29 protein-coding genes are annotated in these 26,401 nt (G+C 31.4%); 11 read left to right on the forward strand and 18 right to left on the reverse strand.

Annotation, left to right across the window (positions count from 1 at the left end; genetic code table 11):
• The first annotated feature begins 1 nt into the window (after position 1).
• The 3 genes from ACLII3_RS04480 (at position 2) to ACLII3_RS04490 (ending at position 2,466) form a co-directional block, all read left to right on the forward strand.
• On the forward strand, positions 2-679 hold the full coding sequence (locus ACLII3_RS04480) for a hypothetical protein (protein WP_412986810.1): 678 nt from the start codon (positions 2-4) through the stop codon (positions 677-679).
• Positions 680-754: 75 nt separating this feature from the next.
• Positions 755-1,648: a serine/threonine protein phosphatase gene (locus ACLII3_RS04485; RefSeq protein ID WP_412986811.1), complete on the forward strand. Its 894-nt coding sequence runs from the start codon at positions 755-757 to the stop codon at positions 1,646-1,648.
• A gap of 23 nt (positions 1,649-1,671) precedes the next feature.
• Entirely contained in the window at positions 1,672-2,466 is a 795-nt protein-coding gene (locus tag ACLII3_RS04490) for a DUF1853 family protein (RefSeq protein ID WP_412986812.1), read from the forward strand.
• Positions 2,467-2,520: 54 nt separating this feature from the next.
• Here ACLII3_RS04490 and ACLII3_RS04495 read toward each other — a convergent pair whose 3' ends face one another.
• The 7 genes from ACLII3_RS04495 to trmB all read right to left on the reverse strand — a co-directional run bounded on the left by ACLII3_RS04495 (position 2,521) and on the right by trmB (position 7,164).
• Positions 2,521-2,853, reverse strand: a complete 333-nt coding sequence (locus ACLII3_RS04495; protein ID WP_412986814.1) for a ferredoxin — start codon at positions 2,851-2,853, stop codon at positions 2,521-2,523.
• 51 nt (positions 2,854-2,904) lie between these two features.
• Positions 2,905-3,966 (reverse strand): NAD(P)/FAD-dependent oxidoreductase, encoded by a 1,062-nt coding sequence (locus ACLII3_RS04500; RefSeq protein WP_412986815.1) that lies wholly within the window; start codon positions 3,964-3,966, stop codon positions 2,905-2,907.
• A gap of 67 nt (positions 3,967-4,033) precedes the next feature.
• Complete coding sequence (locus ACLII3_RS04505) at positions 4,034-4,276, reverse strand: NifU family protein (RefSeq protein WP_412986817.1); 243 nt, start codon at positions 4,274-4,276, stop codon at positions 4,034-4,036.
• A gap of 9 nt (positions 4,277-4,285) precedes the next feature.
• Positions 4,286-5,419 carry a P-loop NTPase gene (locus ACLII3_RS04510; protein ID WP_412986819.1) on the reverse strand — a complete coding sequence of 378 codons (1,134 nt, stop codon included), beginning with the start codon at positions 5,417-5,419 and terminating at the stop codon, positions 4,286-4,288.
• 110 nt (positions 5,420-5,529) lie between these two features.
• A complete protein-coding gene (locus ACLII3_RS04515) occupies positions 5,530-5,859 on the reverse strand; it encodes an MGMT family protein (protein WP_412986820.1) in 330 nt (109 codons plus the stop codon).
• A 1-nt stretch (position 5,860) separates the two neighbouring features.
• Positions 5,861-6,490, reverse strand: a complete 630-nt coding sequence (locus ACLII3_RS04520; protein WP_412986822.1) for a LysE family translocator — start codon at positions 6,488-6,490, stop codon at positions 5,861-5,863.
• 2 nt (positions 6,491-6,492) lie between these two features.
• On the reverse strand, positions 6,493-7,164 hold the full coding sequence (gene trmB, locus ACLII3_RS04525; RefSeq protein WP_412986824.1) for a tRNA (guanosine(46)-N7)-methyltransferase TrmB: 672 nt from the start codon (positions 7,162-7,164) through the stop codon (positions 6,493-6,495).
• Positions 7,165-7,222: 58 nt separating this feature from the next.
• Here trmB and ACLII3_RS04530 point away from each other — a divergent pair, with 58 nt between their 5' ends.
• Positions 7,223-8,284: a glycosyltransferase gene (locus tag ACLII3_RS04530; RefSeq protein WP_412986826.1), complete on the forward strand. Its 1,062-nt coding sequence runs from the start codon at positions 7,223-7,225 to the stop codon at positions 8,282-8,284.
• Here ACLII3_RS04530 and ACLII3_RS04535 read toward each other — a convergent pair.
• Both ACLII3_RS04535 and ACLII3_RS04540 read right to left on the reverse strand, forming a co-directional pair.
• Positions 8,258-9,301 (reverse strand): sensor histidine kinase, encoded by a 1,044-nt coding sequence (locus ACLII3_RS04535; protein WP_412986828.1) that lies wholly within the window; start codon positions 9,299-9,301, stop codon positions 8,258-8,260. The genes ACLII3_RS04530 and ACLII3_RS04535 overlap by 27 nt on opposite strands.
• The gene (locus tag ACLII3_RS04540) at positions 9,301-9,984 is read right to left on the reverse strand and encodes a response regulator transcription factor (protein WP_412986830.1); all 684 of its coding nucleotides are present in this window, start codon (positions 9,982-9,984) and stop codon (positions 9,301-9,303) included. Before ACLII3_RS04540 ends, ACLII3_RS04535 begins: the two co-directional genes overlap by 1 nt.
• 247 nt (positions 9,985-10,231) lie before the next feature.
• On the opposite strand from ACLII3_RS04540, the gene ACLII3_RS04545 reads away from it, so the two are divergent.
• A complete protein-coding gene (locus tag ACLII3_RS04545) occupies positions 10,232-12,355 on the forward strand; it encodes a T9SS type A sorting domain-containing protein (protein ID WP_412986831.1) in 2,124 nt (707 codons plus the stop codon).
• Positions 12,356-12,445: 90 nt separating this feature from the next.
• Complete coding sequence (locus tag ACLII3_RS04550; protein WP_412986833.1) at positions 12,446-13,426, forward strand: acyl transferase; 981 nt, start codon at positions 12,446-12,448, stop codon at positions 13,424-13,426.
• A gap of 144 nt (positions 13,427-13,570) precedes the next feature.
• Here the strand turns inward: ACLII3_RS04550 and tyrS are convergent, their stop codons facing one another.
• Positions 13,571-14,866 (reverse strand): tyrosine--tRNA ligase, encoded by a 1,296-nt coding sequence (gene tyrS, locus ACLII3_RS04555; protein WP_412986835.1) that lies wholly within the window; start codon positions 14,864-14,866, stop codon positions 13,571-13,573.
• 71 nt (positions 14,867-14,937) lie between these two features.
• Between tyrS and ACLII3_RS04560 the strand changes: the two genes are divergently transcribed.
• Complete coding sequence (locus ACLII3_RS04560; RefSeq protein WP_412986837.1) at positions 14,938-15,948, forward strand: SDR family oxidoreductase; 1,011 nt, start codon at positions 14,938-14,940, stop codon at positions 15,946-15,948.
• Here the strand turns inward: ACLII3_RS04560 and ACLII3_RS04565 are convergent.
• From ACLII3_RS04565 to ACLII3_RS04575, 3 genes are read right to left on the reverse strand one after another with little or no spacing between them, the layout of a single operon-like run.
• The gene (locus ACLII3_RS04565) at positions 15,893-16,402 is read right to left on the reverse strand and encodes a DUF4296 domain-containing protein (RefSeq protein WP_412986839.1); all 510 of its coding nucleotides are present in this window, start codon (positions 16,400-16,402) and stop codon (positions 15,893-15,895) included. The two genes, ACLII3_RS04560 and ACLII3_RS04565, sit on opposite strands and share 56 nt — an antisense overlap.
• Positions 16,402-17,748, reverse strand: coding sequence for a dihydroorotase (locus tag ACLII3_RS04570; protein WP_412986841.1), 1,347 nt, complete (start codon positions 17,746-17,748; stop codon positions 16,402-16,404). Before ACLII3_RS04570 ends, ACLII3_RS04565 begins: the two co-directional genes overlap by 1 nt.
• A gap of 2 nt (positions 17,749-17,750) precedes the next feature.
• Positions 17,751-18,479: a polyprenol monophosphomannose synthase gene (locus tag ACLII3_RS04575; protein WP_412986842.1), complete on the reverse strand. Its 729-nt coding sequence runs from the start codon at positions 18,477-18,479 to the stop codon at positions 17,751-17,753.
• Between the two features lie 75 nt (positions 18,480-18,554).
• On the opposite strand from ACLII3_RS04575, the gene ACLII3_RS04580 reads away from it, so the two are divergent.
• Together ACLII3_RS04580 and ACLII3_RS04585 are read left to right on the forward strand one after the other, a co-directional pair.
• Positions 18,555-19,202 (forward strand): DUF4271 domain-containing protein, encoded by a 648-nt coding sequence (locus ACLII3_RS04580; RefSeq protein WP_412986845.1) that lies wholly within the window; start codon positions 18,555-18,557, stop codon positions 19,200-19,202.
• A 26-nt stretch (positions 19,203-19,228) separates the two neighbouring features.
• A complete protein-coding gene (locus ACLII3_RS04585) occupies positions 19,229-19,975 on the forward strand; it encodes a uroporphyrinogen-III synthase (protein ID WP_412986847.1) in 747 nt (248 codons plus the stop codon).
• A gap of 70 nt (positions 19,976-20,045) precedes the next feature.
• Here the strand turns inward: ACLII3_RS04585 and pckA are convergent, their stop codons facing one another.
• Both pckA and ACLII3_RS04595 read right to left on the reverse strand, forming a co-directional pair.
• The gene (gene pckA, locus ACLII3_RS04590; protein ID WP_412986849.1) at positions 20,046-21,650 is read right to left on the reverse strand and encodes a phosphoenolpyruvate carboxykinase (ATP); all 1,605 of its coding nucleotides are present in this window, start codon (positions 21,648-21,650) and stop codon (positions 20,046-20,048) included.
• 63 nt (positions 21,651-21,713) lie between these two features.
• On the reverse strand, positions 21,714-22,103 hold the full coding sequence (locus ACLII3_RS04595) for a DUF423 domain-containing protein (RefSeq protein ID WP_412986850.1): 390 nt from the start codon (positions 22,101-22,103) through the stop codon (positions 21,714-21,716).
• Positions 22,104-22,192: 89 nt separating this feature from the next.
• Here ACLII3_RS04595 and ACLII3_RS04600 point away from each other — a divergent pair, with 89 nt between their 5' ends.
• Both ACLII3_RS04600 and ACLII3_RS04605 read left to right on the forward strand, forming a co-directional pair.
• Positions 22,193-23,557 (forward strand): saccharopine dehydrogenase family protein, encoded by a 1,365-nt coding sequence (locus ACLII3_RS04600; RefSeq protein WP_412986852.1) that lies wholly within the window; start codon positions 22,193-22,195, stop codon positions 23,555-23,557.
• 62 nt (positions 23,558-23,619) lie between these two features.
• Entirely contained in the window at positions 23,620-24,090 is a 471-nt protein-coding gene (locus ACLII3_RS04605; RefSeq protein ID WP_412986853.1) for an Lrp/AsnC ligand binding domain-containing protein, read from the forward strand.
• Between the two features lie 50 nt (positions 24,091-24,140).
• Here the strand turns inward: ACLII3_RS04605 and ACLII3_RS04610 are convergent, their stop codons facing one another.
• From ACLII3_RS04610 to ACLII3_RS04620, 3 genes are all read right to left on the reverse strand, one after another.
• The gene (locus ACLII3_RS04610) at positions 24,141-25,112 is read right to left on the reverse strand and encodes a T9SS type A sorting domain-containing protein (protein WP_412986855.1); all 972 of its coding nucleotides are present in this window, start codon (positions 25,110-25,112) and stop codon (positions 24,141-24,143) included.
• Positions 25,113-25,179: 67 nt separating this feature from the next.
• Positions 25,180-25,755 (reverse strand): phage tail protein, encoded by a 576-nt coding sequence (locus tag ACLII3_RS04615; RefSeq protein ID WP_412986857.1) that lies wholly within the window; start codon positions 25,753-25,755, stop codon positions 25,180-25,182.
• A gap of 58 nt (positions 25,756-25,813) precedes the next feature.
• Positions 25,814-26,389, reverse strand: coding sequence for a phage tail protein (locus ACLII3_RS04620; RefSeq protein WP_412986859.1), 576 nt, complete (start codon positions 26,387-26,389; stop codon positions 25,814-25,816).
• Between the last annotated feature and the right edge of the window lie 12 nt (positions 26,390-26,401).

Below are 26,401 nucleotides of genomic sequence, written 5' to 3' on the forward strand. Positions count from 1 at the left end.
GATGAAAAAAATTATTTCTCTAGTTTGTGCTTTTGTTTCAATTATAACAATAGCACAAAACAAACCTTTAAAGGACGTAAATCTAGACCAATTAATCTCAGACACTCAGTATACTAATGACAGTACTGATGATATAGAAATTATTTGGTGGTTACCAACTGAATATTGGCAATCTGTTTTCGCTCAAGATGAATCTTCATCTCAAGCAGAAAGCGATATGATTGTAGAAATGTTAGAAAACTACACTTTAACAATAGTAATAAAAGGTAAAGTTGGTATGTTTGGTGGTGTTACTTTTACTCCAAGAGAAATAATTGAGAATGAATTAAGTGTTACTTATAATGGTGTTGATTTAAAATTAGTAGCTGAAGATAAATTATCTCCAGATCTAGTAAATTTTTTATCTGTCATTAAGCCAATGATGAAAAATATGCTTGGTCCAATGGGAGAAAACATGCAGGTTTTTCTTTTTGAAAACAAAAAAGGAAGTAAGTATATAAAAACTAATCCAAGATCTGAAGGCGAACTAACATTTAGACTAGATACATATTCTAAAAATGTAGATTTACCATTAGGTAGTTTAATTATGGAAAAAGTTTGTCCGCAAGACAATACTCTTCATACCGGAAAATGGACTTATTGTCCATATCATGGTGCTAAACTTGAACCTCAAAGATAATTCTTAAGTTAATATATTAAAGCGAGCTATTTTATAGCTCGCTTTTTTTTGCCATCTTTATATCAAAGAATAAAAATGTCTTCAAAATCAAGATTAGACAGAGCCTATAAAAATGCTAAGACTTTAGTATTCAATGATGACGATAAGTTTATCTTGTTTAGCGATTGTCATCGTGGTGATAATAGTTTTGCTGATGACTTTGCTAATAATAGAAACATATACTTTCATGCTTTAACACATTATTACATAGAAGGATTTCAATATTGCGAATTAGGAGATGGTGATGAGTTATGGGAAAACTCAAACTTTAAAAGCATCTTAAATGCACATAAAAATGTGTATATGCTCATGAAACAATTTCATGATGAAGAGCGATTACACATGATTTGGGGAAACCACGATATGGTTTACCGTAAACCTAAATATGTAGAGAAGCATCTTTCATCTTATTTCGACCCAAAAACAGGATGTGAAGAGCCTCTTTTTTGTGATATTAAATACCACGAAGCAATTGTATTAAAATATTCCGAAACACAACAAGAGTTATTTTTAACACATGGACATCAAGCAGATTGGTGGAACTATATTTTTTGGAGATGGAGCAGGTTTTTAGTTCGTATTTTATGGAAACCTCTAAACGTTATGGGAATTGCAGACCCAACAAGTCCTGCTAAGAATTACAAAGAGTTAATTAAAGTAGAAAAGCGTACAAAAAAATGGATTGCTGAAAACAATAATCTTATAACAATTGTTGGGCATACACATAGACCTCGTTTTCCTGAACCTGGAGATATTGCTTTTTTTAATGATGGTAGTTGTGTACATCCTAGAAGTATTACAGGAATTGAAATAGAACATGGAGCAATATCATTAATTAAATGGCATATTGCCACTAAAGATGATGGTACGCTTCAAATAAAACGCACACTACTTGAAGGTCCTCAAAAACTAATTGATTATAGAACTTAGTTTTATCGATATATCAAAAACATATGCTTCAAAAAAGATATCAAGGCTTTTTAAAAACTCCTGTTTTATGGAGAGGCAACTCTGTTTTTGGGCTAGTACAATTTCAAATTAAATCTTCAATTTCAAAAATTGATATTTCTATTGATAACAAACTTAGACTGGGAAAATATATTGAACATCTTGTTACTTTTGAACTCAATCAAAGTAACACTGTTATTACTTTAGCTCAAAACATTCAAATTCAAAATAACAAAATTACCTTAGGAGAATTAGACTGTTTGCTCCTTCAAAATGAAAAACCTATTCATCTAGAAATCATTTATAAATTCTATTTATATGATGATACAGTTGGAAATACAGAAATTGAGCATTTTATTGGACCAAACAGAAAAGACTCATTAATTGAAAAATTAACTAAATTAAAAGACAAGCAGTTACCTATACTCTATTCAAAACACTGTAAACCTTATTTAAATAGGTTTGATTTGGAAGCTGAAAACATCTCTCAACAAGTCTATTTTAAAGCGCAATTGTTTGTTCCTTATTCTAATCAAGATATTCAGCTTAAAACACTCAACAATAATTGTATTATTGGCTTTTACATCACAAAGTATGAGCTCTCAAATTTTAAGGATTATAAATTCTATATTCCTAGAAAAAAAGATTGGTTATTAAAACCTCATACTAATGTAACTTGGATAAATTATGATAGTTTTAAATCAGACATAAAGGAATATTTGGATAGAAATTTCTCTCCGTTATGTTGGATTAAAATGAAAAATGGAGCATTACAAAAGTTATTTTTAGTTTGGTGGTAAAACACAAAAAAAGCCTCCAGTATGGAAGCTTTTTTATATAATAATGTGTGATGTTTAACTCTCTGGAGCTAACTCTATTTCTAAACCATCAAGCTCTGGTGTAATTTGTATTTGACAACCTAAACGACTGTTATCTTCTACATAAAAAGCTTCACTTAACATCGCTTCTTCATCATCTTGCATTTCTGGCAATTCATGATCTGACTTTACATAACATTGACAAGATGCACACATAGCCATACCTCCACAAACACCAATTGTACCTTCAGGAGCTAGCTCGTAAGCACGTACAACTTCCATAATATTCATAGCCATATCTGTTGGCGCTTCAATATTATGAGTTACACCTTCTCTATCTGTAATTGTTATTTTTACATCTTGTTCCATTTAGGCTATTTTTTATTTATAGACCTTAGACTCTATTCAAAGAGATAAATACTACTCAATTTTCTTAACAACAGCTTTTGGCGCTTCTTTTCGTGTTCCATCAAATCCATCAATACCACTAACTGTTGTGTATTTTAAGACATATCGTTTTCCTGGATTAATAATCTTATAAGCTGATTGACACATTAAGGTTGCTTCGTGGAATCCGCAAAGGATCAACTTTAATTTTCCTGGATATGTATTCACATCTCCAATCGCGAAAATTCCAGGTATGTTTGTTTGATAATCTAATGTATTATCAACTTTAATAGCATTCTTTTCAATTTCTAATCCCCAATTAGCTATAGGTCCTAATTTAGGAGATAAACCAAAAAGTGGAATAAAATCATCACATTCCAAAACGTATTCTTTTTCTATATGTTGTGATTGTTTTACAACTACTCCTGCCACTTTTTCATCGCCAACAACACCAACAACTTCAGCAGGTGTAATAAGGTTAATTTTGCCTTGATTTTTTAACTCTTGTACTTTCTCAACCGAATCTAAAGCGCCTCTAAACTCGTTACGTCTATGAATTAAAGTTACTTCACTTGCTACATCACTTAAAAAAATGCTCCAATCTAAAGCAGAGTCACCTCCGCCAGCAATAACCACACGTTTGTCACGATATACTTCTGGGTCTTTAATCATATAAGCAACTCCTTTATCTTCAAAATCTGCTATATTATGAATTAAAGGTTTTCTTGGTTCAAAACTTCCTAAACCTCCAGCAATCGCTACAACTGGCGCTTTATGTTTTGTTCCTTTGTTTGTAGTTACAATAAAATTACCATCTTCAAGTTTTTCTATTGTTTCTGCACGTTCACCAAGTGTAAACCCTGGTTCAAATTGCTTTCCTTGTTCAAGTAATTTTTCTGTTAAATCACCAGCCAAAATCTCTGGATATGCAGGAATATCATAAATAGGCTTCTTAGGATAAATCTCGCTACATTGACCACCAGGTTGAGGCAAAGCATCAATAAGATGGCATTTTAGTTTTAATAAGCCTGCTTCAAAAACAGTAAATAAACCTGTAGGTCCAGCACCTATAATTAGTATATCTGTAGTAATCATGAATTAAAATAGTTTGTTAGCGCAAAATTAAAGCTTAGATATTTTTTATAATGTGATAAAAGTCACATTAAGCTTCAATATTAATTACGCGTTCTATTTGAGGTGCATATTTTTTAATAGTCATTTCTACTCCAGATTTTAATGTCATTTGGTTTACACTACATGAAATACAAGCACCTTCTAATTGTACCTTTACTAATTTATCATCTTCAATGCCGATTAAAGAAATATCACCTCCATCACTTTGTAAAAAAGGTCTTATTTCATTTAGTGCTTTTTCAACATTATTTCTAATTTCTTCTGAAGTCATAATACTGTTTTATTTGTTTACAGCTGAACATCCAGCCATAGTTGTAATTTTAATTGCTTCTGTTGGTGGTAAATCATCATTTCTTCTCACCACCTCTTGCACTACATTTTGAGTGATTTTTTCAAATGCCTCTTCAATTGGAGTAGCATTTTGTAAAGCTGCAGGTCTTCCAATGTCTCCTGCTTCTCTTAAACTTTGAATTAATGGCATTTCTCCTAAGAATGGTACTTTTAAATCTTCAGAAAGATTTTTAGCTCCTTCTTTACCAAAAATATAATATTTGTTTTCAGGTAATTCCTTTGGTGTAAAATATGCCATATTTTCAATAATTCCTAAAACTGGTACATTAATACTATCCTGCTGGAACATAGCCACCCCTTTTTTAGCATCAGCTAAAGCAACATTTTGAGGTGTACTAACAACAACAGCTCCAGTAATAGGTAATGATTGCATAATACTTAAATGAATATCACCTGTTCCAGGAGGTAAGTCTAAAAGTAAGAAATCTAATTCTCCCCAAGCTGCATCAAATATCATTTGATTTAGTGCTTTAGCAGCCATTGGACCTCTCCAAACTACAGCTTGGTCTGGTCTTGTAAAGAAACCTATGGATAAAATTTTAACGCCATAATTTTCAATTGGCTTCATTTTAGATTTCCCATCAACATTTACAGCTAAAGGCTTTTCTGCTTCAACATCAAACATAATAGGAATTGAAGGACCATAAATATCCGCATCAAGAATTCCAACTTTAAATCCCATTTTAGCTAAAGTAACTGCAAGGTTAGAAGTTACTGTAGATTTTCCTACACCTCCTTTACCTGAAGCTACAGCTACAATGTTTTTAATTCCAGGAATTACTTTTCCTTTAATCTCATTTACAGGTTTTGCAGGCGCATCAACCTTTACATTCACTTTTACTTTGGCCTTTTGGTATACTAAATCATGAATGGTTTTCATGATATCAACTTCTGTACGTTTTTTAGCCTGTAAACTTGGATTTTTTATAGTGATGTCAACTATAACCTCATCACCAAAAACCACTATGTTTTTTACAGCTTCACTTTCTACCATATTTTGTCCTTCACCAGGAACAGTAATAGTTTTTAAAGCTCTTAATATGTCTTGTTTATCTAATTTCACGTGTAACAATTTAGATTAATTCTAAAGTGCAAATATACTGTGAATTGTTTAGATATTGAAGTGGTTTTATTGAAATGATTTATAAGCTAATTTGGTTTAGTTATATCAGCTCACAACTCCTTTGAAGGATCCCAAAATACTTTATCCAAATTTTGAATTTGATTGTCAATAACTACAATTCCTTCACTCTCCAAAAGCTGCTGCATTAGGTTAGTGCCTTCAAAATGATGCTTACCTGTTAATAAACCTTTACGGTTAACAACTCGATGTGCAGGTACATCTTTACCACTAGATCCATTCATTGCATAACCAACCATTCTAGCACTTCTAGATGCTCCTAAATATTTTGCAATTGCACCATAACTAGTTACTTTACCATAAGGAATTAGCTTAGCAACCTCATAGCATTTATCGAAAAAGTTAAGGGTTTCGGGTTTCATATTATAACTCTTTAATAATATTGACTAAAGTTATTATTGCTATCACGCCAGTTATAGTACCAATGATATAGTTCATGTTTTTTTGAGTCGTGAAATTTTTGTTTTTTATTTTATCGAAAAAGAAAATATAAACATAGAGCATAATAAAAGTTCCCATAGCTGCTCCTGCCACATATGACGCTATACTAATAGGCTCAAAAGTTAACCATCCAAATGAGGCTAAGGTTATAGTCATATAAGCTTGGTATGGAATTGGAAAAACATTTAGAGCAGAAAGTAACATTCCTTGAAAAAAACGACTTCGCTTACTTTTAATTGATTGCTCTAATTGAGGCTTTGGTTGTTTTTTAGCTATTAATAAATAGTAAATAGTAATGAGCACAAATATAACAAAGGCTACACGCTGAAGTATATCTACTACATCTGGATGATTACTCAAATAACTTGCAAAAATAGAGGCTATATATGTTTGAACACAAACTATAACACAAACACCAATAGAAAACATAACACCTCTATTATAGCCTTCTTTTAAGCTAACTTTAGCAGCTGTCATGTTAAGTAAACCGGGAGGAATTACACCTACAAGTGCGATTAATAACCCAATAATAAAGATAAAAGTGATATCCAAGCTTACTTAATTTTAAATCTAATATACGTAATTGGTTTGTTTTGCTCTAAGTATTGACTTTCATAAAATGTTTGAATGCTTGTTACTTCTTCTGGGCTTCCTTCTTGTTTATACACATCATGGTTAGCGTATAACACTTCATGACCTTCTCCATGAAGCAACCCTAAAGTATAACCATGCATAAACTCGCTATCAGTTTTAAGGTTCATAATACCATCAGGTTTCAATACTTTTTTATAACGCTTTAAAAATTCAGCATTAGTCATTCTATGCTTTGTACGTTTGTATTTTATTTGAGGATCTGGAAAAGTAATCCAAATTTCATCAACTTCATTTTGCTCAAACACATACTCTAAAAGTTCTATTTGAGTTCTAATAAATGCTACATTAGGAATACTTTCTTCAACAGCAGTTTTAGCTCCTCTCCAAAAACGAGCACCTTTAATATCTATACCTATAAAATTTTTTTTAGGATATTTCTTTGCTAAGCCAACGCTATATTCTCCTTTTCCACATCCTAATTCTAAAACTATTGGATTATCATTTTTAAAGAAAGTCTGCCATTGTCCTTTATGTTTAAAACTTCCATCTACTAACTCTTCACGAGTTGGTTGTACTACATTAGGAAATGTTTCGTTTTCCTTAAATCGTTTTAATTTATTTTTGCTTCCCACCTTAATTTAAAATTTTGGTAAAATTAAGGAAACATTTTAGAGTTACCTTTGTTTTTAAATGGAATTGAAAAAAAGAATATTAGTTGCACCTCTTAATTGGGGTTTAGGACATGCCACAAGGTGTATTCCTATAATCAATGCTTTAATTTCTCAAAATTATGAGCCAATAATTGCTAGCGATGGTATAGCATTAAAACTTTTAAAAAAAGAATTTCCCAATTTAGAAGCTATTACTTTGCCTTCATACAAAGTTACATATTCTAAAAAGGGAAAGCATTTTAAGTTAAAATTACTTAAAGATTCACCTAAAATGCTTAAAGCTATAAAGGCTGAAAAAGAGCAGGTAAAAAACTTACTAAAAGCAACTCAAATAGATGGTATTATATCTGACAACAGACTTGGAGTGTATAGTAAAAAAGTACCATCGGTTTTTATTTCTCACCAATTAAATGTACTAAGTGGCAGCACTACTTGGCTAAGCAGTAAAATACATCAAAATATTATTAAAAAATTTGACGAATGTTGGATTCCTGACCTTGAAGATGAACCAAACTTAAGTGGCAAACTAGGTCATCTAGAACAACAAATTATTCCGATGAAATATTTGGGTGTAGTAAGCAGATTTAATAAATTAAACATTAAAAAAGTTTACGATTTAACGGTTTTATTGTCTGGTCCTGAGCCACAACGTTCTATGCTTGAAGAATATCTTTTGGAAGAACTGACAAACTACAATGGTAAAGTTTTATTTGTAAAAGGGTGCGTAGAAAGTAAGCAGAATACAATAATTAAGAAGAATATTACCATTATAAATTTTATGCAAACGAAAGAACTTGAAATAGCTATAAACCAAAGTGATATAATCTTATCAAGATCTGGATATACAACCGTTTTAGATTTAGCTAAACTAGAAAAGAAAGCTTTTTTTATACCGACTCCTGGTCAATTTGAACAGGAATACTTAGCCAAACGCTTAGATGAAAAAGGTATTACACCTTATTGCTCACAAGATAAATTTACAATCTACCAATTAGCTAGAACAGAGAACTACAAAGGTTTTAACTCAATATATAACTCGACAGATTTTAGTAGTTTATTTAACCTTTTCGAGCGTAAATGAAAACTCACTTCCAACACCATACTCGCTTTCAACGTATATTTTTTCGTCATGAGCTTCTATAATATGCTTCACTATTGCTAATCCTAAACCAGAGCCACCTTCTTTTCTTGAACCACTTTTGTCCACTCTAAAAAAACGTTCAAATAAACGAGGAATAAACTCTTCTTCTATACCTTCACCATTATCTGTAACTCTAATAATAACTTTGTTTTTTATTAGATTTTCGATGCTAATTTCTGTAGTTCCTTTTTCATTACCATATTTAATAGAATTAACAATTAAATTGGTAATTACTTGTTGTATACGTTCTTTATCACCAACTACCATAATTGGCTCTTCGTAATCTGCATCTAGTATTAAAGAAATCTTCTTTTTGGCAGCTTTCATCTCTAAAAGCTCGTAAACATTTTTTATAAGCTCAACAATATCAAAAGGTTCAACATTTAGACTTAAGTCACCAGCTTCTAATTTGGTAATCATATCTAAATCTTTAATGATGTATATAAGCCTTTCTACACCTTTATCTGCTCTTTCCAAATATTTATTTCTGATACTTTCATCTTCAGCAGCTCCGTCTAACAAGGTTGAAACATAACCTTGCACAGTAAATAATGGTGTTTTTAACTCGTGAGATACATTACCTATAAATTCCTTTCGATATTCTTCTCTAATTTTAAGTGTTTCAATTTCCAGCTTCTTGTCTTTTGCATACTTATCAATTTCTTGAGTAAGTGTACGCATATCAGTGGTTATTTGATCTTTTCTAAAAGAGCTAGATTCCAGTAAGGTTAAATCGTCATATATCTTTTTTACTCTTCTATAAATAAAATGTTCAACTCTAAACTGTACTATAAAAAATGAGATGAGAAAAGACACTACAAAAAACAGTAAAATATGAGCAATATTTACTGCGTAAAAAACATACAAAAAAACGCTCATAAAAAGCGTTAAAAAAAGACTTATAAACAAAGATGACTTAAAGGCAAATTTGTATGATTTTTTAAAATTTTTACTCATTAATTCACAAACTTATATCCAACACCTTTTACAGTTTTAAAAGAATCGTCTCCAATTTTTTCTCTAAGTTTTCTTATATGAACATCAATAGTTCTTCCTCCAACAACAACTTCATTTCCCCAAACTTTATCTAAAATTTCTTCTCTTTTAAAAACTTTCCCAGGTTTTGATGTTAGCAAAGATAATAATTCAAACTCTTTTCTTGGAAGTACTATTTCATTACCATTAAGAAGAATTTTATATTCATCTCTATTAATAATTAAGTTTCCAATTTTAAGAACATCTTCTTGAACCTGTTCTTCTTTAAATCGTCTTAAAAGTGCTTTAACCTTGCTTACTAAAACTTTTGGTTTAATAGGCTTAGTAATATAATCATCTGCCCCAGCCTCAAATCCAGCTACTTGCGAATAATCTTCTCCTCTTGCAGTTAAAAATGTAACAATACTATCTTTTAATTCAGGAATAGATCTAATTTGTTCACACGCTTCAATACCATCCATTTCTGGCATCATTACATCCAAAATTATTAGTTGTGGCTTTTCTTTTTTGGCTTTTTTAACACCTTCAAGACCATTCTCAGCAGTAATAACTCGATAGCCTTCATTAGATAAATTGTAACCAACTATTTCTAAAATATCTGGTTCATCATCAACTAATAATATTTTTATATCCTTCTTATTCATTTTAAAAAATAATTTATGAGGTAAAGATAAAATTAATAGTAATGTTTACTACAACTACCCCAATATATAACATTTAAGTAACTTAAGACTTACATAGAATTAACTTTACAAACAAACGTAATTGTAAACTATTAAAAAACAGATGTTTGCCAAAACGTTAAAGATTACATACTGATAACCTTTTTCTCAAGCTAAAGGTGTTTTTTTTTGTATATTTGAGGCTCATTAAATTTTATATTAATCAATTATGAAAAAACTTTACTTTTTAATTTTATCATTGTTAGTTTCTACACTATCATTTGGACAAACTACAGACTTACTTTTTAGTATGTATGGCGAAGGTTCAAGTAACAATAAATTTTTAGAAATTTACAATGGTACTGGAGCAGATGTTGACTTAGGAAACTATTCAATATCTACTTGTTCTAATGGTTGTAATACAGCTAACGAATTTGATTTTCCTGACAGTGTAACTTTTACTCCAGGAACTATGTTAGCTGATGGTGATGTATTTGTTATTGCCCACCCTAGTGCTGATGCTACAATTTTAGCTGCTGCAGACTTAACTTTTCAATATTTAAGTAATGGTGATGACACTATGGCATTAACTTTATCTGGAGCTACTGCAGATACATACACTATTATAGACATCTTAGGAGATATGTCTGATGTTGATGGTGATGGTTGGGATGTTGCTGGAATAACTAATGCTACTTACAACAATACATTTACAAGAAAAACTTCTGTTTGTTCTCCAAACCCAAATGAATTAGGATCTTTTGGAACTGATGCAGCTACTTCAGAGTGGATTGTTACTGGAAGTAATACAGGATGGGGAGATCTTGGAGCTTATACAGGGTGTAATACTGCTCCAACAGTTTACATTTCGTCTCCTGCAGATTTTGAAGTTTTACCAGCTGGTACTACAAGTGTAGATGTTGTATTTAGTACAGAAAATGCCCCTGGTTCTTCAACACTGGACATAACTGTAACTAAAAATGGAGGTTCTCCAGTTACAACAAACAATGTTACTAGTCCTTTCACAATCACACCTACTGCTGATGGTGACACTTTTGAGGTAACTGTTGAAATTATTGATGGGGGTGTTATAGATTTTGAAACAATTGATTTTAGTATTGCTTACCCATGTGATTTACAAGTGGGTACTATAACTTCTACATGTGATGCAATTAATCCTGGTGCTAGTGACACTTATACTACAACTATAGATTTCACTGGTGGAGGAACTTCTCAATATACAATAGACACTCAAGGTATTGGTGTTGTAACTGGTGAAAACCCAACTGATGATGCAACTGGTACAATTATTATTTCTAACATCCCTGAAAATACTGATTTCGTAGTAACATTTACTGGAGACCCAGGAAATAGTGGTTGTAATTTCACAAGAAATATTAATAGTCCTGATTGTGATCCTGCTTTAGTATTACCTTTATACGAAGGTTTTGACTATACTGTTGGAAATGCAATTTCTGATGAATCAAATTGGGATATTATCTCAGCTTCTTCTGATGATATTTTAGTCTCTTCTGGAAGCTTATCTTATACAGGTTTAGCTAACTCTACAGGAAACAAAGTGAGTTTTGATGGTGGAGGAACTGATTCTGCTATTATGTTTACACCAGAAACTACTGGAACAGTATATGCTTCATTTATTTTTAGAGTTAATGACATGTCTTCTGTAAGTGATACAGATGGAGGATACTTTGCTTTATTAGGTAATTTCGATGGTAGACTATGGGTAGTACCAACAGCAGTTCCTAGCACTGATGGTGGGGGTGCACCTTTCCAAGTAGGTTTAGGATATAATACTGCTTCTGCAGATGTTATCAATGCTGGAACACATAATATTGGTGATGAAATTTTTGTTGTAATGAGTTACGAAACTACAACAGGTGTTATGAATGCTTGGATTAACCCTTCTAGTGGAGATTTTGAAGGTTCAGCTCCAGCAGTAACTATCACTACTACAGATTCTAATCCTGCATCTAGTATTGGTCAATTTGGACTAAGACAAGATTCAACTGGTGAAACAGGATTTATTGATGTTGACGAATTAAGATTAGGAACTTCTTGGGCAGATGTTACTCCTACAACATTATCTAATGGTTCTTTTGAAACTGTAAACTTTAGTTTATACCCTAACCCAACTTCTACAGGAAGTGTATCAATCTCTTCTACTAACAGTGAAGCTATTAGTGTAAATGTATTTGATATTTTAGGAAAGCAAGTGTTAAACGCAAACATAAGTAACAATACTTTAGATGTATCAAGCCTTAACGCTGGTGTGTATTTAGTAAAACTTACTCAAAACAATGCTACTGTAACTAAGAAGCTTGTTATAAAATAAACATATTAATTAATATGTTTTAAAAGAGCGTTGCTATTGGCAACGCTCTTTAATTTTATATACTTTTGTGATTAGTTTACAAACATGACAATGATAGATTGCAATACTATTTTTAACATAAAATCTGAATCAGAATTTAATGACTTAGCTTTAGATATTTTTAAGTATCAGTTTAAAAATAATCGTGTCTATCGTTCTTTTTGTGATTTACTTTATAAGCATCCTAGTGAAGTAAATTCTATTTTAGACATTCCTTTTTTACCAATACAATTTTTTAAGTCACATAAAATTGTTTCCTCTACTCAACCAATTGTTGAAACATTCTCAAGTAGTGGCACTACAGGAAGTATAACTAGTAAACATTATGTAACAGATGTTAATATTTACAAAGAAAGTTTTAGAAAAGGATTTTCTCACTTTTATGGAGACATAAAAGATTATGTAGTACTAGCACTTTTACCCTCTTATCTAGAAAGAGAGGGTTCTTCTTTAATTTATATGGTTAACGATATGATTAACCAATCTAAACAACCAGAAAGTGGTTTTTATCTTAATAATATAGAGGAACTATATCAAACACTTTTACAGTTAGAAAAAGAAAAGGAAAAAACATTACTTATAGGTGTATCTTTTGCCTTATTAGATTTTATTGAAACCTATTCTCTCAATTTAAAAAACACCATTATTATGGAAACTGGTGGAATGAAAGGTAAACGAAAAGAACTTATTAGAGCAGAACTACATAAACAATTATCCAAAGGGTTTGGAATAAATACGATACATAGTGAATATGGCATGACTGAGTTATTGTCGCAAGCTTATTCAGTCGAAAATAGTATTTTTAACACGCCTCCTTGGATGAAAATACTCGCTAGAGACACCGAAGACCCACTAACTATTCTACATAATAATAAAACTGGCGGTTTAAATATTATAGACCTAGCCAATATTAATTCTTGCTCGTTTATTGCAACTCAAGACTTAGGGAAAGTTTACGAAAACAACTCTTTTGAAGTCCTAGGAAGATTTGACAATTCTGATATTAGAGGTTGTAATCTTATGGTTTTTTAAAAAATTTACTTTTCGCTGAAAGGTTTTTATTTCTATTACGACCTAAAATTTATAGCTATTGAAAAATTGCTATGAAAAGAAAATTAGGTTGGTTAGTTTTTTTAACTAAAAAAGGCTGGTTAAGTATTTAACCAGCCTTTTGTTTTATACTACTTTTAAAATGTAGGTGTTTTTTTTACCCTTATTAATAATAACATATTTATCATTAATTAAGTCTGAAGACGTAATCCTATAATCTTCTTTTACTTTTTCTTTATTAACAGAAACAGCATTTTCTTTTAACGCTCTTCTTGCTTCACCATTAGATTTTAAAAAGCTTGTTTTTGCTGCTAATGCAGCTATCATATCTAAACCTTCTTCAATATCATTACTAGAAATATCTGCTTGTGGCACACCTTCAAAAACATCTAAAAATGTAGATTCATCTAACGTTTGAATATCTTCTTTAAAAGATTTACTAAATAATATTCCTGAAGCTTTTTCTGCATTTACAAAATCACTTTCAGAGTGTACCATAGTAGTAATTTCTTTAGCAAGACGTTTTTGCAGTAAACGTAAATGAGGCATTTCTTTATGCTCTGCTACTAAAGTTTCAATAGTTTCTTTAGTTAAAAAAGTGAAAATCTTAATATACTTTTCTGCATCTTCATCTGATGAATTTAACCAATATTGGTAAAATTTATATGGGGATGTTCTATTTGCATCTAACCATACATTTCCGCCTTCAGATTTCCCAAATTTAGAACCGTCTGATTTTGTTATAAGAGGACATGTAATTGCATATCCTTTTCCTTTACCAATACGTCTAATCAATTCTGTTCCAGTAGTAATATTTCCCCATTGATCACTTCCCCCCATTTGGATTGTGCAATCATTATTATTATATAAATGAAGAAAATCATAACCCTGTACTAATTGATATGTAAACTCTGTAAAACTCATTCCTTCTGAAGCTTCAGAAGAAATTCTGTTTTTTACAGAATCTTTAGCCATCATATAATTAACTGTAATATGCTTACCTACATCACGAATAAATTCTAGAAATGAAAACTCTTTCATCCAGTCATAATTATTAACTAATACAGCAGCATTAGCCTCATTGCTTTCAAAATCTAAAAAATGAGCTAATTGTCCTTTAATAGCATCTTGATTATGACGTAATATTCTTTCATCTAATAAGTTACGCTCACTAGACTTTCCTGAAGGATCACCAATCATTCCCGTTGCTCCACCAACTAAAGCTACTGGTTTATGCCCACATCTTTGATAATGCGCTAAAAGCATAATTGGTACTAGGTTACCAATATGTAACGAGTCTGCAGTTGGATCAAACCCAACATACGCACTTCTCATAGCTTCTTGCAAATGATCTTCTGCTCCTGGCATAACATCATGTATCATGCCTCTCCATTGTAATTCTTCAATAAAATTCTTTGACATTTCTTATAAAATTTGAGCAAAGATAATTGATTCAGTATTGACGCAAAAAGAAAAAGCACTAATTTAGTACTATGATATTAGTTACAGGCGGAACAGGGTTAGTTGGTAGTTATTTATTATATAAATTAACTCAATCAGAAAGTAAAGTACGAGCAATTTATAGAAGCAAAACCAAAATAGAAAAAACAAAACATATCTTTTCTTATTTTTCAGATGATGTTGAATCACAATTTTCAAAAATTGAATGGGTTGAAGCTCATCTAAATAACATTCCTCTATTAGAAGAAGCCTTTATTGATATTGAATATGTTTACCACTGTGCTGCATTTATTTCTTTTGATGAAAAAGATTATCATGAATTAAGGCAGACCAATATTTTTGGAACTGCAAATATTGTAAACTTATGCATAAGCAACAATATAAAAAAACTTTGCTATGTAAGCTCTATAGCTACCATTGGTCATAATGACAATGGTAATTTAATTACAGAAGAAACACATTGGAATCCTGAGGAAGACCATAATGTATATGCAATTACTAAATATGGTGCTGAAATGGAAATATGGAGAGGAACTCAAGAAGGTATTGATGCTGTAGTTGTTAATCCAGGAATAATTCTTGGAGGTGGATTTTGGCACTCAGGAAGTGGTAGTTTATTTAAAAGAGTTTATAAAGGATTATCGCATTACACCACTGGAGTTACAGGGTACATTGATGTTATGGATGTTGTTAACAGTATGGTTTTATTAATGAACAAACCTATTAAAAACGAACGTTATATTATTGTTTCAGAGAGTTTATCGTTTAAAGATTTTACCGTCAAAACAGCTAATGCTTTAAATGTAAAAGCACCTACTAAAGAAGCTTCCAAGAATTTACTTCAAATAGCTTGGAGATTAGATTGGCTTAGACAAAAACTAACAGGAAAAAGACGACGTTTAACTAAGAAAATGACAGAAACAGTATCAAGAAAATCTTATTACTCAAACAAAAAGCTAGTTGATACTTTAGAGTTACAATTAAAGCCTATTGACGTGTCGATACACGAGACGAGTCAACAGCTATTAGAGGTTTATTCTTAATTTTTTTTCTTTCTCTTTTCTTTAATTTTCTAGTACTATCTAACTTTACTTTTCTTTTTTCTCCTATAGCTTTTAGTGAGTCATTTGATTTTTTCTCAGCATCTATCGCTTTATTATATTTCTCTTTTTCCTTATTTAACTTTTCTTTTACTTGTGTGTAAATTTCATCATACTCTTTAAGGTTGTATGCATAATAGTTATTACTTTCGACAAACTGGAGACTATCTATTCCGTATTTATCATAGACATACTTCTTAGGGTTAAATTTACTTTCTTCTAACAATCTTTTGTTTACTCCTTTAGCAACAGTTATTAAGGACATATCATAAATAATCTCTACCATTTTACCCTTTGAGATTAAGTTATCTGGCCTTTTTGGTTTATTCACCTCATTTTTTTGACATGACACCAAAAACAGAAATAAAAAAGTAATATATGTTAATCTTTTAATCATTATCTATCAAAAGTAAGTCTTTTTGCTGCTTTAACGTTAGTCACTTTAAAATTATTATACACTAGCTTACCATTTATAAAAGTATGAGTAATTCTAGACTTAAACGTGGTTCCTTCAAATGGTGACCATCCACACTTATAAAGTACATTATCTTTATTTACAGTCCAAGGGTTATTTGGGTTCACTACTACTAAATCAGCAAAATAACCTTTTTTCAAGTAACCTCTCTTTTCTACTTGAAATAAAATAGCTGGGTTATGACACATTTTCTCCACCAATTTTTCAATACTAATCTTCCCTTCATGATAAGCTTCCATTATAGCTACCAAAGCATGTTGAACCAATGGACCTCCAGATGGTGCCTTTGTATAAACATTTTGTTTTTCTTCTAATGTATGTGGAGCATGATCGGTTGCAATAACGTCAATTCTGTCGTCTAATAACGCTTCCCATAATTGATCTTTATCTTTTTGCGTTTTTACAGCTGGATTCCATTTTATTAATGTACCCTTCTTTTCATAATCTTTATCAGTAAACCATAAATGATGTACGCAAACTTCAGCTGTTATCTTTTTATCTTTTAAAGGAACTTTATTAGTAAACAACTTTGTCTCCTTTCCTGTAGACAAATGAAATACATGCAACCTTGCTCCAGTCTTTTTAGCCAATTCTATTGCTTTTGAAGATGACAAGTAACAAGCTTCTTCACTCCTTATAATTGGATGGTATTTTACTGGAATATTCTCTCCATATTTTTCTACATACTCTGCTGTGTTTTTTCTAATAGTGCCTTCATCTTCACAGTGAACAGAAATTACTAAATCTGTACTAGAAAATATTTTTTCTAAAACTTCTGGATTATCAACTAACATATTTCCTGTTGACGATCCTAAAAACAATTTAAGTCCTGCAACACTGTTTGGGTCTAGTTTTAAAATTTCGTCCAAATTATCATTTGTACCTCCAAACATAAAAGAATAATTAGCATACGATGTCTTTGAAGCTATCTCAAATTTATCTTCTAACTTTTCTATAGTAGTAGTTTGAGGATTTGTATTGGGCATTTCAATAAAACTGGTAATTCCACCAGCAATAGCTGCCTTAGATTCAGTTTCTATATTTGCTTTATGAGTTAATCCTGGTTCTCTAAAGTGTACCTGATCATCTATTACTCCAGGTAACACAAAACTATTTTCAGCATCATAAACTTGAACATCTGGTGATTTTGCACTTATAGATTCTGCTATATCTACAATTAAATCATCTTCAATTAAAATATCTCCATTAAAGATATTACCTTCATTAACGATTCTTGCGTTTTTTATTAATACAGTTTGTTTGCTCATATCTATTTCTTTCCGAATAAACTTTTAATTTTCATTGTAATCACTCCAAAAATAGCTTCAGATATTATTCCTCCGCTTAATTTTGATTCGCCTTTAGTTCTATCTGTAAATATCACAGGGACTTCTACTATCTTGAATTTCCTTAAGTACGATTTAAACTTCATTTCTATTTGGAATGCATAGCCAACAAATTTTATTTTATCTAGCTCTATACTCTCCAATACATGTCGTTTGTAACAAACGTAACCAGCAGTTGTATCAGCAATTGGCATACGAGTTATAAACCTAACATATCTTGATGCAAAGTATGACAATAATACACGCTTTATATCCCAATTAACAACATTAATTTTATTTCCTATGTAACGCGAACCTATGGCCAAATCTGCTCCTTCAACATGACAAGCATTATACAGCCTTTCAAGATCATTTGGATTATGAGAAAAATCGGCATCCATTTCAAAAATATATTGATAATATCTTTTTAAGCACCATTTGAAACCATATATATATGCTGTACCTAAACCCGACTTTTGTTTTCGCGTTTCTAAATGTAATCTATCTTGATAATCCTTTTGCAGCTCTTTTACCTTTAAACCTGTTAAATCTGGGGAATTATCATCAACAATAAGAATATGTATATCATTATCCAATGAAAATACTGTTCTAATTATAGACTCAATATTTTCAATTTCATTATAAGTTGGTATAATGACTACAGCATCTTTCATTAAAATAAAATTTTAGCAAAAGTAAGTTATTTATAGTATTAATTTTATAGAAATATTCTTCATAATTTTGCAAACATGCTAAGAGAACTAATATCTAACGAATGGCTTACTGTTTTAATTGTTACCTGTATAGCAATTTTAACACTAGCTAAAGCTATTTCTTTTAGTAGATTTAATGATTTTTTAGGAATAGTAATTAATTCAAATTACTTAAAAATATATGCTCGCGATCAAAAATTCATCGATCAATTTGATGCTTTATTATTTATAAACCAAGCTATTAACCTTGTGGTTTTTGGGTTTATTTGTTACAACTTTTTTTTAAACCCTTTAATTTTTGACATTCAATTATTTCTAAAAGTATTTCTTGGTCTTAGTGGTCTAATATTAATAAAGGTCTTAATTGAAAGGCTTATTGGCAGTCTTTTTGAGATAGATCAATTAATTGATTCTTATTTATTTCAAAAAATAAATTATAAAAACTATTTAGGATTAGTCTTATTGCCTATTAATATCATCTTAATATTTAGCACTTCCCCTAACTCAACACTAATTTATTCTGCAATCCTCATTTTGGGTTTAATTAGCTTTTTGGGCTTTTTTACGTCAGTAAAAACTCATCAAAAGGTGATTTTAAACAACTTATTCTATTTTATTTTGTATCTTTGCGCTCTCGAAATTGGACCTTATATTATTTTATATAAGCTTTTTAACTACAATTAGTAAAAAAGAAAAAGATAACGCAACCTATGAAAGTTAAAACAATCTTGGTTTCTCAACCAGAACCTAAAGTAGAAAATTCTCCTTATTTTGATTTACAAGATAAACAAAAGGTAAAAATAGATTTTAGACCTTTTATTCATGTTGAAGGTGTTTCTGCAAAAGAAGTTAGACTACAAAAGGTCGATTTAAGTAATTATACAGCAATTATTTTAACTAGCAGAAATGCCGTAGATCATTTCTTTAGAGTTGCTGAAGAAATGCGTTTTAAAGTTCCAGATACAATGAAATATTTTTGTCAGTCTGAAGCTGTAGCTTACTACCTTCAAAAGTATGTTGTATATAGAAAACGTAAAATTTATGTTGGTAAACGTACTTTTGCTGAATTATCTCCGCTTATCAAAAAATATAAAGATGAAACATTTTTATTACCAACTACAGATAAGCTTAAACCTTTAGTTCCAAAAACATTAGATGATTTAGGTATAAACTGGAAAAAGGCTACATTTTACAAGACAGTAATTAGTGATTTATCTGATTTAGCTGATGTTTATTACGATATTCTTGTGTTTTTTAGTCCTTCAGGAATTGAATCTCTATTCCATAATTTCCCAGACTTTAAACAAAACGATACTAGAATTGCTGTTTTTGGCAACACGACCATTAAAGCAGTTGAGAACAAAGGCTTGAGAGTAGATATAGCAGCTCCAACTCCTGAAACACCATCTATGACAATGGCCTTGGAGAAGTATATTGAAAGTGCTAATAAAAAATAAGACTATAAAATTAGTTATAAAAAAAAGCGCAATTCTAAGAATTGCGCTTTTTTTATTTATCTACTAAAAGTTATCTCACTATTGGAGCTCCTTCCATTATCTCATCACTAGCAAACTCTTCAAATTGCTTAAAGTTTTCTTGGAAAAATTTAGCAAGCTTGTCTGCCATTTCATAATATCCTTCGTCATTATTCCAAGTACCTCTTGGGCTTAATACCTCATCTGGAACATTAGGACATGTATTAGGTATAGCTACTTTAAAAATAGAGTGATTTCTATACGATACATTATCTAAATCTCCATTCATTGCAGCAGTAATCATCGCTCTTGTGTACTTAAGCTTCATTCTACTACCAACGCCATAAGGACCACCAGTCCATCCTGTATTTATTAGCCATACATTAACGCCAGCTTCAGTCATTTTCTTGCTTAACATGTCAGCATATTTTGTTGGGTGTAATGGCATAAATGGTGCTCCAAAACAAGCAGAGAATGATGGTACAGGTTCTGTAATTCCAGCTTCTGTTCCTGCTACTTTTGCTGTATAACCAGAAATAAAATGATACGCAGCTTGACCAGGAGTTAACTTAGAGACTGGAGGTAATACACCAAATGCATCAGCAGTTAAAAAGAAAATGTTTTTTGGATTACCAGCATATGATGGTTGTTGAATATTATCAATATGATATATAGGGTAACTCACACGTGTGTTTTGTGTAATAGTGCTATCCATATAATCAACCTCACCATTGTCTTTAAAAATAACATTCTCTAAAATAGCTCCAGGCTTGATAGCTCTAAAAATGTCTGGTTCCTTTTCTTCAGTTAAGTCAATCACTTTTGCATAACAACCACCTTCAAAATTGAAAATTGTATTTTCAGCAGTCCAACCATGCTCATCATCACCAATTAACTTACGTTTAGGGTCTGCAGATAAGGTTGTTTTTCCTGTTCCAGATAATCCAAAGAAAATAGCTGTATCGCCATCTTCACCAACATTTGCAGAACAGTGCATTGGCAATACATTCTTATCAGTTGGTAAAATCATGTTTAAAGCAGAGAAAATACCTTTTTTCATTTCTCCTGTATATGCAGAACCTCCTACTAAAGCTACCTTTTTAGTAAAGTTTAGTATAGAGAAATTCCCTTGGCGAATACCATAAGCCTCAGGATCTGGACATTCATATCCTGGTGCACATAATACTAACCATTCTTCTTCAAAATTCTCTAATTCTGAAGTATCAGGACGAAGAAACATATTATAAACAAACATATTAGACCAAGGATATTCAGTAATGGTTCTAACGTTCATTTTATATTTAGGATCGGCACATACATAACCGTCTCTAGCATACAATTCTTTTCCAGAAAGGTACTCTACTATATTGTTTTGTAATCTATCAAAATTCTCTGGTGAGACAGGTTTGTTGATGTCTCCCCACCATACTTTATCCGCTGTATAATCATCTTTAACCAAAAAACGGTCTTGAGGTGATCTACCAGTAAATTTACCAGTGTTAATAGCTAAAGTCCCATTATTGGTTTCTTTACCCATTCCTTTTTGAATGGCTTCAGCATGTAATTGCTCAGATGTTAATTGATAATGAACCTTTGCGTTTTTAATTCCGTAGTTTTCAAGCGAAATCGTTTTCGTAACTTGGTCGTTTTCCACCATAATATTGTGTTTGTTTATCTTGCAAAAATATAATTTTTTACTGAAACGAGGTTTATTTTAAACTTATTCTGTCTTTATCTTCAACATATTTATCAACATAACCAACCAAGCACTAATAAGTAAAAGACCTCCAACTGGAGTTATTAATGCTATAGTCTTAAAATTAAAGCCAGAATAATCATTTGTAGCTAATCCATATATCGAACCTGAAAAAAATAATACTCCTATAAGCACTAAATAGAAAATTGTTTTTTTTGATTTTTCACTCACATAATTACTTGAACCTACAAACAATAAAAAAATAGCATGATACATTTGATACCTTACTCCCGTTTTAAAACTATCTATAGCAGCAGCATCAACCATTTTTTCTAATCCATGAGCTGCAAATGCTCCCAACACGACCGCTAACATTCCTAATAAACAGGCAAGTATTAATATTTTTTTGTTCATAATTATTTTTGAATTTTAAGTTTTTAGAACCTCAACATTTCACTACATTCGTGACATCACATAAACAAAATTAAATAACTATTTTCACTATGCGAAAGATTTTAGTAATTGGTTCTGGAAAATCTTCTTCCTACCTTATAAAATACTTTTTAGATAAAGCAGAATCTGAAAATTTACATATAACAATTGGCGATATTAATATTGAGAATGCTCAAAAACTAATTGGACAAAATCCAAGAGCAAATGCTATTGTTTTAGATGTTTTTAACGAAAAATCACGTACTGAAGCTATAAAAAACTCAGACATTGTTGTGTCCATGCTTCCTGCAAGGTTTCATATAGAAGTTGCCAAAGATTGTGTAACATATGGTAAAAACATGGTTACTGCATCGTACGTAAGTAAAGAAATGCAAGCCCTGAATGAAGCTGTTACCGAAAAAGGTTTGATATTTATGAATGAAATAGGTGTTGATCCTGGTATAGACCATATGAGTGCAATGCAAGTTATTGACAACATAAGAGATAAAGGAGGAGAAATTATTTTATTCGAATCTTTTACAGGTGGTTTAGTTGCCCCAGAAAGTGACAATAATTTATGGAACTACAAATTCACTTGGAATCCAAGAAATGTAGTGGTTGCTGGACAAGGTGGAGCCGCAAAATTTTTACAAGAAGGCACTTATAAATATATTCCATACCATAGATTATTTAGACGTACAGAGTTTTTAGAAGTCGAAGGTTATGGTCGTTTTGAAGCTTATGCAAATAGAGACTCTTTAAAGTATCAGCAAGCCTATGGATTAGATAATGCTAAAACACTTTATAGAGGTACTATGCGTCGCGTTGGCTACAGTAGAGCGTGGCAAATGTTTGTTTTATTAGGAATGACAGATGACAGCTACACTATTGATGATAGCGAAAACATGAGTTATCGTGATTATATTAATGCTTTTTTACCATATAGTCCTACAGATTCTGTTGAACTTAAATTTAGACATCAGTTAAAAATTGATCAAGATGACATAGTTTGGGAAAAACTAGAAGAACTTGATATTTTTAGTGCTACTAAAATGATTGGAATAAAACAAGCGACTCCTGCTCAAGCACTTCAAAAAATACTTATGGATACCTGGACACTTAATGAAGATGATAAAGATATGATTGTTATGTATCATAAGTTTGGATATCAACTTTATGGTAAAAAACATCAAATTGATGCTACTATGGTTTGTATTGGTGATGATCAAACTTATACAGCTATGGCAAAAACCGTAGGTTTACCTGTAGCCATTGCCACATTAGCAATTTTAAATGAGAAAATAACAACCCCAGGAGTTCAAATTCCTATTACAAAAGAGGTATACGAACCAATTTTAAGAGAGTTAGAAGATTATGGTATAGAGTTTCATGAAAAAGAAGTGCCTTATTTTGGATATAATGCTTTAAATATTTGAAGTGAGCTTACATATTAAAATCAATTCCTTAATTTTAACTTGTATTTTAAAATAAAAAAGTTGTGAAAATTATAAATCAAAACTTGCAGATTGATGGTATTGATAAAAAAATTCTTCGTGCACTTATGGAGGATGCAAGAACACCCATTTTAGAAATTGCAAGAAGTGTTGGCGTTTCTGGTGCTGCTATTCATCAAAGATTACGTAAGCTAGAAAAAGCTAAGCTTATTTCAGGATCTAAATTTATAATTAATCCTAAAGTTTTAGGTTATACAACTATGGCTTTTATAGGTGTTTTTTTAGATAAAGCTATGAATAATCCTGATGCTGTTAAGCAACTCAAAAAAATACCTGAAGTTTTAGAGTGCCATTATACAACAGGGAATTGGAGTATTTTAATAAAAGTGCTCTGTAAGGATAATGAACATTTAATGCATGTCCTTAATAGAGAAATACAAACTATTTCAGGTGTGTCAAGAACTGAAACTTTTATTTCTTTAGATCAGCAATTAAATAGACAAATAAAAATATAAAAAGAGCAGCTTATAGCTGCTCTTTTATTTTAGTTGGTTAGCCTTACTAATTAATTCTTAACAAATTTCTTTATAACTAAAGAGCCTTCTACTTCAATTTTAAGCAAATAAACACCACTTGATAATGAAGACACATCAATTGTATTATTTACCGAATAGTCCTTTAGTTTTAATACAGTTTTACCTGTAACATTAACAATACTTATATTATTAAAACTAATATTAGTTCTCGTAGATTTAATTGTAAGTTGATTTTTTGCAGGATTTGGAAAAACACTTAGTTCAGAAATATCAAAATTTGTAGACGAAAGTGTTCCTAAAAAATCGCATACAGCTGGTATGTGTTGATATCCTACTGAATTATTAGTTTCCCATTTTGAAGCATCATTTAATAAAGCTCGAAGAGAATCAACATCAGTGTAATCATTACAATTAGTACTTGCTAATCTAGCATTATCTACTTCAGGGTTTATAGAAATAGAGTTCACACCATCTGTAAAAACACTTGGCTTTGCAGAAGTTGTTGATGATGAAGAATCAGCGTCCCAATCACCATTCATATGTATCGCAGCAATAAAACCAGATTCATCACCAGCTGTTGGCATATTACTTGGATTATAAGCAAAAATTTGATCACCTCCTGTTGCTAGACTTAATGGATTACCAGTTAAAGTTCCAGCCGAACTATTATTTTGATCTAAAGCAACAAAAGGATCTGCAGAAATCATAATTTGCATACCCTCGCTATAAGAACTTCCAAAAGTTAACGTTGTTGTATTTTCTCCAGATCTAAAACCTCCAGCTGCAAACCATCCATTTTCAGTAAATGAAATTTCTTCACCTGCAGTTACATCTCGCAATAACACTATTGTAAACGAGTCCACATTAGTTCCAGCTGGTAAATTTGCAGCTGTTTCGGAGTTATATGCTGAAAAAGCAATATCTCCTAAAGCAAATTGTGCATTTATATTTGTTAACACAACAAAGCTAAATGCTAAAAATGAAAGTAATTTTTTCTTCATAATATTATTTTATAAGTTAGATTTATAAGAGTAAGTAGGGTTTAAGTCTACTTACTCTTAGGTTTTTTTAATTTCTAGGCGGATAAATTCCATCTACACAAATACAATAGTTAAGTGTTAAAAAAGGCTGCATGTTATTTATAGCAGCTCCACCTCCTGTAGATGCTGATTGTGCAGTACCAGAAACTCCTGCATTAAATGCTGCAAGAGAAGTATCGGCTGAACTAGCAGGTGCATACGCTCCTGCATGATTTGCCAAAACAGTTCCTTCAGATTCATCACTTGAACCATCGTCATTTAAACTTGGTATACTTACTGCTGCATTTACATTTTGTCCATTAAAATCTATAGCATGTGTATGCTGTGGCATTTGCCCTACCGATAACACATTAGTTTCTGAGCCTCCTTTTGCACCTAACCTTCTATCAGTATGCCCAGGTGATTGTCCTTGACCAATTGGTACAGTTCCTCTTAAGTCAGGCAACCCAAATGTTGTACGGCCATCGCCTCCATAAACTGTTCCTAGTAAGGAAAAAAGTGCAGTATATTGCGATATTGCTAAAATTTGCCCATTACAAGGCATCCATCCGCGAGGTGTAAAATTAAAGCCAAAAGCTGTAATTGTTCCAATGTAATCTTCCATGAGTTTTTGTTTTTTTATGTTAATATATAATTATAAAAAATGTATAAAATGCTAATAATTAGTTTCGTGGCGGATAAATACCTACTGTGCAAATACAATAATTAAGCGTTAAAAATGGTTGCATGTTATTTATAGGTGTTCCACTACCAGTAGGTGTTGATTGTGCAGTACCTGAAACTCCTGCATTAAATGCTGCAAGAGAAGTATCGGCTGAACTAGCAGGTGCGTAAGCTCCTGTATGATTAGCCAAAACAGTTCCTTCAGACTCATCACTTGAACCATCATCATTTAAACTAGGTATGCTTACTACTGCATTTACATTTTGTCCATTAAAATCTGTTACATGCGAGTGTGGTGCCATTTGAGAAACCGATAATGTATTAGTTTCTGAACCGCCTTTTTCTCCTATCCTTCTATTAGTATGACCAGGTGATTGTCCTTGGCTAATTGGTACTGTCCCTCTTAAATCAGGCAAAGCAAATGTTGTACGTCCATCACCTCCATAAGTTGTTCCCAATAATGAGAAAAGTGTTTCGTTTTGAGAAATTGCTAAAAGTTGACCATTACAAGGCATCCATCCGCGAGGAGTAAAACCAAAGCCAAAAGCTGTAATTGTTCCAATGTAATCTTCCATAAGTTGTTGTTT

This window comes from Pontimicrobium sp. IMCC45349 (genome assembly GCF_047219225.1).
Classification (GTDB): Bacteria; Bacteroidota; Bacteroidia; order Flavobacteriales; family Flavobacteriaceae; genus IMCC45349.

Excerpts from the sequence above, each read along its gene's own strand:
- ACLII3_RS04515 (WP_412986820.1), bottom strand. The coding sequence starts at position 5,859 with ATGAAACCCGAAACCCTTAACTTTTTCGATAAATGCTATGAGGTTGCT.
- ACLII3_RS04485 (WP_412986811.1), top strand. The coding sequence starts at position 755 with ATGTCTTCAAAATCAAGATTAGACAGAGCCTATAAAAATGCTAAGACT.
- ACLII3_RS04500 (WP_412986815.1), bottom strand. The coding sequence starts at position 3,966 with ATGATTACTACAGATATACTAATTATAGGTGCTGGACCTACAGGTTTA.
- ACLII3_RS04575 (WP_412986842.1), bottom strand. The coding sequence starts at position 18,479 with ATGAAAGATGCTGTAGTCATTATACCAACTTATAATGAAATTGAAAAT.
- ACLII3_RS04565 (WP_412986839.1), bottom strand. The coding sequence starts at position 16,402 with ATGATTAAAAGATTAACATATATTACTTTTTTATTTCTGTTTTTGGTG.
- ACLII3_RS04610 (WP_412986855.1), bottom strand. The coding sequence starts at position 25,112 with ATGAAGAAAAAATTACTTTCATTTTTAGCATTTAGCTTTGTTGTGTTA.
- ACLII3_RS04580 (WP_412986845.1), top strand. The coding sequence starts at position 18,555 with ATGCTAAGAGAACTAATATCTAACGAATGGCTTACTGTTTTAATTGTT.
- ACLII3_RS04620 (WP_412986859.1), bottom strand. The coding sequence starts at position 26,389 with ATGGAAGATTACATTGGAACAATTACAGCTTTTGGCTTTGGTTTTACT.
- ACLII3_RS04535 (WP_412986828.1), bottom strand. The coding sequence starts at position 9,301 with ATGAGTAAAAATTTTAAAAAATCATACAAATTTGCCTTTAAGTCATCT.
- ACLII3_RS04530 (WP_412986826.1), top strand. The coding sequence starts at position 7,223 with ATGGAATTGAAAAAAAGAATATTAGTTGCACCTCTTAATTGGGGTTTA.
- ACLII3_RS04560 (WP_412986837.1), top strand. The coding sequence starts at position 14,938 with ATGATATTAGTTACAGGCGGAACAGGGTTAGTTGGTAGTTATTTATTA.
- ACLII3_RS04505 (WP_412986817.1), bottom strand. The coding sequence starts at position 4,276 with ATGACTTCAGAAGAAATTAGAAATAATGTTGAAAAAGCACTAAATGAA.
- ACLII3_RS04600 (WP_412986852.1), top strand. The coding sequence starts at position 22,193 with ATGCGAAAGATTTTAGTAATTGGTTCTGGAAAATCTTCTTCCTACCTT.
- ACLII3_RS04545 (WP_412986831.1), top strand. The coding sequence starts at position 10,232 with ATGAAAAAACTTTACTTTTTAATTTTATCATTGTTAGTTTCTACACTA.
- pckA (WP_412986849.1), bottom strand. The coding sequence starts at position 21,650 with ATGGTGGAAAACGACCAAGTTACGAAAACGATTTCGCTTGAAAACTAC.
- ACLII3_RS04595 (WP_412986850.1), bottom strand. The coding sequence starts at position 22,103 with ATGAACAAAAAAATATTAATACTTGCCTGTTTATTAGGAATGTTAGCG.
- tyrS (WP_412986835.1), bottom strand. The coding sequence starts at position 14,866 with ATGTCAAAGAATTTTATTGAAGAATTACAATGGAGAGGCATGATACAT.
- ACLII3_RS04490 (WP_412986812.1), top strand. The coding sequence starts at position 1,672 with ATGCTTCAAAAAAGATATCAAGGCTTTTTAAAAACTCCTGTTTTATGG.
- ACLII3_RS04550 (WP_412986833.1), top strand. The coding sequence starts at position 12,446 with ATGATAGATTGCAATACTATTTTTAACATAAAATCTGAATCAGAATTT.
- ACLII3_RS04615 (WP_412986857.1), bottom strand. The coding sequence starts at position 25,755 with ATGGAAGATTACATTGGAACAATTACAGCTTTTGGCTTTAATTTTACA.
- ACLII3_RS04585 (WP_412986847.1), top strand. The coding sequence starts at position 19,229 with ATGAAAGTTAAAACAATCTTGGTTTCTCAACCAGAACCTAAAGTAGAA.
- ACLII3_RS04570 (WP_412986841.1), bottom strand. The coding sequence starts at position 17,748 with ATGAGCAAACAAACTGTATTAATAAAAAACGCAAGAATCGTTAATGAA.
- ACLII3_RS04480 (WP_412986810.1), top strand. The coding sequence starts at position 2 with ATGAAAAAAATTATTTCTCTAGTTTGTGCTTTTGTTTCAATTATAACA.
- ACLII3_RS04495 (WP_412986814.1), bottom strand. The coding sequence starts at position 2,853 with ATGGAACAAGATGTAAAAATAACAATTACAGATAGAGAAGGTGTAACT.
- ACLII3_RS04540 (WP_412986830.1), bottom strand. The coding sequence starts at position 9,984 with ATGAATAAGAAGGATATAAAAATATTATTAGTTGATGATGAACCAGAT.